This is a genomic window from Polyangium jinanense (assembly GCF_028435365.1).
This window is the reverse complement of sequence record NZ_JAGTJJ010000029.1, coordinates 140,222-146,411: the sequence shown is the minus strand read 5'-3', so window position 1 is coordinate 146,411 and position 6,190 is coordinate 140,222. Positions and strand designations below refer to the sequence as shown.

The 6,190-nt window shown below is 69.1% G+C and carries 4 protein-coding genes; 1 reads left to right on the top strand and 3 read right to left on the bottom strand.

Annotation, left to right across the window (positions count from 1 at the left end):
* Positions 1 to 122: 122 nt before the first annotated feature.
* Positions 123 to 950, bottom strand: a complete 828-nt coding sequence (gene murI / locus KEG57_RS34185; protein ID WP_272421644.1) for a glutamate racemase — start codon at positions 948 to 950, stop codon at positions 123 to 125.
* A complete protein-coding gene (locus KEG57_RS34180) occupies positions 947 to 2,293 on the bottom strand; it encodes a homoserine dehydrogenase (protein ID WP_272421643.1) in 1,347 nt (448 codons plus the stop codon). Before KEG57_RS34180 ends, murI begins: the two co-directional genes overlap by 4 nt.
* A gap of 114 nt (positions 2,294 to 2,407) precedes the next feature.
* Here KEG57_RS34180 and KEG57_RS34175 point away from each other — a divergent pair, with 114 nt between their 5' ends.
* Positions 2,408 to 4,327: a type VI secretion system contractile sheath domain-containing protein gene (locus KEG57_RS34175; RefSeq protein WP_272421642.1), complete on the top strand. Its 1,920-nt coding sequence runs from the start codon at positions 2,408 to 2,410 to the stop codon at positions 4,325 to 4,327.
* Positions 4,328 to 4,703: 376 nt separating this feature from the next.
* Here the strand turns inward: KEG57_RS34175 and tssC are convergent, their stop codons facing one another.
* Positions 4,704 to 6,188 (bottom strand): type VI secretion system contractile sheath large subunit, encoded by a 1,485-nt coding sequence (gene tssC, locus KEG57_RS34170; RefSeq protein ID WP_272421641.1) that lies wholly within the window; start codon positions 6,186 to 6,188, stop codon positions 4,704 to 4,706.
* Positions 6,189 to 6,190: the final 2 nt, after the last annotated feature.

Genomic DNA, 6,190 nt, shown 5'->3' with positions numbered 1-6,190 from the left:
GATAAACCGCGCATCGCGCGGTTTATCCGCCTTCGGTCCAGGCCGTGCCTGGTCCGGGGTGCAGGGGGCGGACAGCCCCCTGCTGGGGTGCGGGGCAACGCCCCGCTCCGCGCGCATCCCTGTCAGAGATCGATCTGGTGCACGTCGCCGAGTGGTTCGCCGAGGAACCGCTCGGCGACCGTGGAAAAGCTCTTCGGAAGATCCGTCACGAAGAGCTCGAGTTTGCCCCGCCCCGACCGCGTCGTTCGTTGCCCGCGCTCCGTGAGGAACGCTGCGACGTCGTCCGCCGTCGCCGACGCGCTGTCGACGATCGGGATTGGCGCGCCCGCGAGCGAGGCCGCCTCGGCCTCGATGACTCGCTGGAGCAGGGGAAAATGCGTGCATCCGAGCACCACGCAGCGCACCCCCGCGCGCACGAGCGGCTCGAGGTATCGCTGCGACACGAGCCGCGGCACCTCCCCTTCGAGCCACCCCTCCTCCGCGAGCGAAACGAGCAGCGGCGCGGGTTGACCGAATACCTCGGTCCGCGTGGAGAGCGAGGCAACCGCGCGTGGATACGCGCCTGAGGTGATCGTCCCCGTCGTGCCGAGCACGCCCACCGCCCCGCCCTCTGCCGCTGCGACCGCCGCCCGCGCGCCGGGCACGATCACGCCGAGCACGGGCCGGTCGAGCTCCACGCGCAGCATGTCGAGTGCGACGGCGCTGACGGTGTTGCAAGCAACCACGATCGCCTTCACGCCGCGATTCACGAGGACACGCGCGCAGCCGATCGCGTAACGCACGACGGTCTCGGCGGATCGCGTCCCGTACGGCACGCGCGCGGTGTCGCCGAGGTACACGATATTCTCCGCGGGGCAACGCTCGCGGAGCGCGCGCACGACGGTCAAACCGCCGAGACCGGAGTCGAAGACGCCGAGCGGGGCGTCGGGATCCAGGTGGAAGCTCGTCACGAAACCTCGATGCGGTAAAGGCGCGGCGGCGCCGCGAACAGCCCTTCAGTGCGCATACGTTCGAGCGCCGCGGTCACATTCCCTTCCCGCGCCACGTGGGTGATCACCACGATGTCCACGGGATCCCCCGGCGCCGTGGGTCGTTCCGGTTGCACCATCTGCTCCAGGCTCACGCCGAGCTCCCCGAGTCCGCCCGCGATCCGCGCCATGAGCCCCGGCCGCTCCGGCGCCGAGAGGCGCAGGTAATACCGGGTCTCGACGTCCTCCTGCGGCTTGAGCGGTCGCGGCTCCATCGCAATGCCCCGCGTGAGCAGCCCCGACGCGCCGGCCACGATCGAGCGCCCCACGTCGAGGATGTCGCTCACCACGCTCACGGCCGTCGGCAGATCGCCGGCGCCGCGACCGTAGAGCATGCAGGGCCCGAGCGCGCGACCTTCGAGCAGGATCGCGTTCAGGACGCCCGACACGTTCGCGAGCACGCTCGTCTTCGGGATGAGCGTCGGGTGCACGCGGAGCTCGATCGCGTCGCCGAAATCACGGCCGATCGCGAGGTGCTTGATCACGTAGCCGAAGCGCTCGGCATAACGATGATCCCGCTCCTCGATGCCCTCGATCCCCTCCACGTGGAGCGCACTCGCCGGGACCCTTGCGCCAAACGCCAGCATCGCCAGCACGCAGAGCTTGTGCGCGGCGTCGTGGCCGCCCGTGTCGAGCGAGGGATCGGCCTCTGCATACCCCTTCGCCTGGGCCTCGCGCACGGCCTCGTCGAGCCCGAGCCCGCCCTCGCGCATGCGCCCGAGCACGTAGTTGCACGTGCCGTTCACGATCCCCGCGAGCCTCTCGACCCAGTCGCTCGCGAACGCCTCGCGCAGCGTGCGGATGATGGGGATGCCGCCGCCCACGGCGCCCTCGAACGCGAGATCGGTCCCGCGCGCGATCGCGAGGTCGACGAGCCGCGGCCCGTGCTTGGCCAGGAGCAGCTTGTTCGCCGTGACGACGCCCTTGCCCGCCGCGATCGCGCGCTCCACGAGCTCGAGCGCGGCCTCCTCGCCGCCCATCACCTCGACGACGATGTCGATCTCGGGGTCGTCGACGACGTCCTCGGGTCGCGTCGTGATCCAGCTCGGATCACAGGCTGCGACGCGCTCTTTCCGGGGATCACGGACGAGCACGCGGCGCACTTCGAGCGGCGCGCCGACCCGACCTTCCAGCCATCGCGCATTCGCCGCGCAGAGCTCGAGCACACCGCCGCCGACGGTGCCGCACCCGAGCAGGCCGAGTCGAATCGAGCCGCGCCGCGGAGTCGTCGCAGACGCCTCTTCGGCGTTCGCAGGGCCACGCATGGGCGCGGAGCTTAGCAGGGCCCAGCTCACGTCAAAGAAAGCCGCGAAGCCGTGATTTCGGCTGCCGCGTTTGCCGCTTCTCCCGCGCGCGCTCCCCCCCTACACTCCTCGGCCATGGCCGCCGAAACGAAGGGTTTCATGAAGGGTGGGATGAACTTCAACGTGGGCGACGAGGCCCCCGAGCAGCTGGAGCAGACCGAGGGGCCGCTTCTGCCGCTCCGCGTGCTCGTCGTCGCGGATCTCTTGCCGCGTGACGAGCACAACGCCGGCGCCAGCGCGCCCGAGCTCGCGGTGCGGGTCGATCCGCTCGCGTTCGACGACCTCTTCACGCGCCTGCGCCCGCGTGTCGCGATCGAGGTGCCGAGCGTGCTCGCCGAGGGCAACCGCGCGCGTGTCGATCTCACGCCGACGAGCCTCAAGAGCTTCCGGCCCGATGGCCTGCTCACGGAGGTGCCGCTTCTCCGCTCGCTCCTCGACGGCAAGCTCACGCTGGAAAAACTCCGCGACGGCTCGATCGATCGCGACCAGGCCCGCGTGGAGCTCGATCGGATCTGGAACGCCTCGCCCTTCGTGCGTGACGTCCTCCGCCTCGTCTCGGAGGCGGGCAGCGCGCCGCGGAACACCGGGATCGTCGGGCCGCCGCGCGACACCTCCACCGACGCTTCGGTCGCCTCGATCCTCGACATGGTCGAGACCGATCCGAGCCGCGCCGCATCCGCGCCCGCGCCCGTCGTGCCGGCGCGGGCCCAGGCCCCTGCCTCCGACGCCCGCTTCGGCGCGCTCATCTCGGCCGTCGCAAACGCCGGCAAGTCGAGCTCGGCCCGCTTCAGCCCGCAGGAGGCCATCCAGCGCGTCGAGAAGGCCATTGGCGCGCAGCTCGGCGCGATCCTCCAGCACCCCGAGGTGCGCCGCCTGGAAGAGGCGTGGCGCGGCCTGCAGCTCTTCGTCGATCGCTCGAAGGGGACCCAGGGTCTCAAGATCGACGTCGTCTGCGCGCGGCCCGAGCTCGCGGCCATGGCGCTCGAACGCGCGGCCCGCCAAACCGCCGGCGGCGAGCCTCCGGTCTCCTGCGCGATCGTGGACGTCACGATCACCGGCACCTCCGCGACGCTCTCCCAGCTCGAAGAAATCGCACGCGTCGCCGAGGCGCAGACCGTGCCCGTCGTGGTGAACGCCTCGCACGCGCTCCTCGGCCTGGATCGGCTCGCCGATCTCGAGCGGCTCGACAACAAGATCGCGCTCTTTTCCACGCCGGATCAGGTGCGCTGGCAGTCCACGGCGCAGAAGCCGGCGATGCGCTGGGTGACGATCGCGATGAACGGCATCCTGGCGCGCGCCGCGTACGACAAGTCGACCTCGCGCGTGCGGGAGATGGTGGTCAAGGAGGAGCCGGCGGACGAGGGCGCAATGGTCTGGATCGCGCCGGCCTACGGCGTGGGCGCTCTCATCACGACGAGCTTCCGCGAGACGCGCTGGCCATGCCGCATCGTGGGCGCCCGCAGCGGCGGGACAATCGGAAACCTGCCGATCCACGAGGTGCGTGGGCAGGTCGACGACGCCGAGGTCGTGGCGATCCCCACGCAGGCGTTCGTCTCGACAGACTCGCAGCGCGAGCTCTCCAAGGCCGGCGTGCTCCTCCTCGCTTCGGCCCCGAACAGCGACTCGATTTACGTGCTCGCAGCGCCGACGTCCTACGTCCCGCCGCCCAAGCGCACGTACGACAGTGCCTCCACGGAGCCCGAGGCGCGGCTCGAAAGGGTCTCCTTGGTCGACCAGCTCTTCGTGGCCCGAATCGTCCAGTTCCTGCGCGTGCTCGCCGGCCGTTTGCCCGGGAACGTCGCGCCCTCCGAGGCGAAATCAGTCGTGGATCGCTCGCTCTGGGCGCTCTTCGAGGACGCCAAGCCCGGCAGCATGGAGGTCGCCGTGAACGCGCACGCAACCTCGGACGGCACAGCCGTCGCCGTCACGATTCGCCCGCGCCGTTTCCTCGGCGTCGCCCTGGAAGAGTTTTCCCTCGAATTCCTCGTCGGCTGATTCAAGCCCTCGCCGCCGCGCCGGGGCGCTGCCCCGGGCCCCGCGGGGGCTGTTCGCCCCTCGACCCGAACCAGGGCAAGCCCTGGACCGTTCGTGGAAGAACTGCGCGATGCGCAGTTCTTCCAACAGGCCCGTTGCCGATTGAGATGTCAGCGCTGGTTGGCAGGGGCGCTCGCGGTCTTGACTCGGCCCGTTCGATGAACTGCGCATCGCGCAGTTCATCGACCACGAGTCCAGCGCTTGCGCTGGTCCGGGTCCCGGGGCGGATAGCCCCGGGTGGGGCCTGGGGCAACGCCCCAGCGCGGCGACCCCAAAAACACGAAGGCCGGCTCTTTCGAGCCGGCCTTCCGCGTTTGTCGGGATCAGCCGAAACGGCTCATTCCTTGTCGAGCTTGCCGACGAGGCTCAGCGTGAAGAATGCGCCCATGTACTTGAAGTGCGGGCGCACCTGCATGTCGACCTTGTACCAGCCGGCGTTGCCCTCGACCTCGGTCACGATGATACGTGCCTTGCGGAGGGGGCGACGGCCGCGGATGCTCGCCGAGACGACGTCCTGATCGGCGACGTACTGCGAGATCCAGTCGTTGAGCTCCTTCTCGAGATCGGCGCGCTCCTTCCACGTACCGATCTGCTCGCGCTGCAGCACCTTCAGGTAGTGCGCAATGCGGCACATGATGAACATGTACGGCAGCTGCGTGCCGAGGCGATAGTTGAGCTCGGCGGCGCGGCCCTCCTCGCTCTGGCCGAAGTACTTCGGCTTCTGCACGCTGTTCGCCGAGAAGAAGCACGCGTTGTCCGAGTCCTTGCGGTAGGTGAGGCCGATGAAGCCTTCCTCCGAGAGCTCGTACTCGCGGCGCTCCGTGAGCATGATCTCGGTCGGGATCTTCGTCTGGATCTCGCCCATCGCCTCGTACTGGTGAAGCGGCAGGTTCTCGACCGAGCCGCCCGCCTGCGGGCCGATGATGTTCGGGCACCAGCGGTACTTGGCGAAGCTGTCCGCCAGACGCGTCGCGAACGCGAAGACGGCGTTGCCCCAGCAGTACGACTCGTGCTGGCCGATCACGTTCTCCTCGTAGTTGAACTCCTTCACGGGCACGGTGTTCGCGCCGTAGGGGAGGCGGAGGAGGAAGCGCGGCATCACGAGGCCGACGTAGCGGGAGTCCTCGGTCTCGCGGAAGGCGTTGTACTTCGTGTACTGCGGGCCTTCGAAGAGTGCCTTGAGGTCCTTCAGGTTCGGCAGGTTCAGGTAGTCCTTCAGGCCGAAGAACTGCGCGCCGGCGGCCGCGATGAAGGGCGCGTGCGACATCGTCGCGACGGAGGCGCACTTCTGCAGGAGCATGATGTCCTGCGGGCCGGGGCCGAACTCGTAGTTCGCGATGATCGCGCCGTAGGGACGGCCGCCGAACTGGCCGAACTCCGCCGAGTACACGAGCTTGTAAAGACCGCTCTTGGGCACCTCGGGGGCGTCCTCGAAATCGGCGAGCAGGTCTTCCTTCGAGCAGTTCAAAAGCTCGACCTTGACGTTCTCGCGGAAGTCCGTGCGGTCCACGACGAACTTGAGACCACGCCACGCCGACTCCAGCTTCTGGAACGTCGGGTGGTGGAGGATCTCGTCGATCTGGCGCGACAGCTTGGCGTCGATCTCGGCGATCAGCGCGTCGACGAGGGCCTTGTCGACCTTCTCGCCCTCGCGCTTCGGCGCGATGAGCTCCGCGATGAAGGCCTGGACGCCACGCTTGGCGACCTCGTAGCCCTCGTCGCCCGGAGCCATCTTCGTCTCCGAGAGGATGTCGTCGAGAAGGCTGCCACCTTCGAGCGTCTGTACGCCCGCGCCGCCTTGCGCCTGATGCTCGGAAGCCATCG

Coding starts and splice junctions, on each gene's coding strand:
- KEG57_RS34180 (WP_272421643.1), bottom strand. CDS start 2,293: ATGCGTGGCCCTGCGAACGCCGAAGAGGCGTCTGCGACGACTCCGCGG.
- KEG57_RS34175 (WP_272421642.1), top strand. CDS start 2,408: ATGGCCGCCGAAACGAAGGGTTTCATGAAGGGTGGGATGAACTTCAAC.
- tssC (WP_272421641.1), bottom strand. CDS start 6,188: ATGGCTTCCGAGCATCAGGCGCAAGGCGGCGCGGGCGTACAGACGCTC.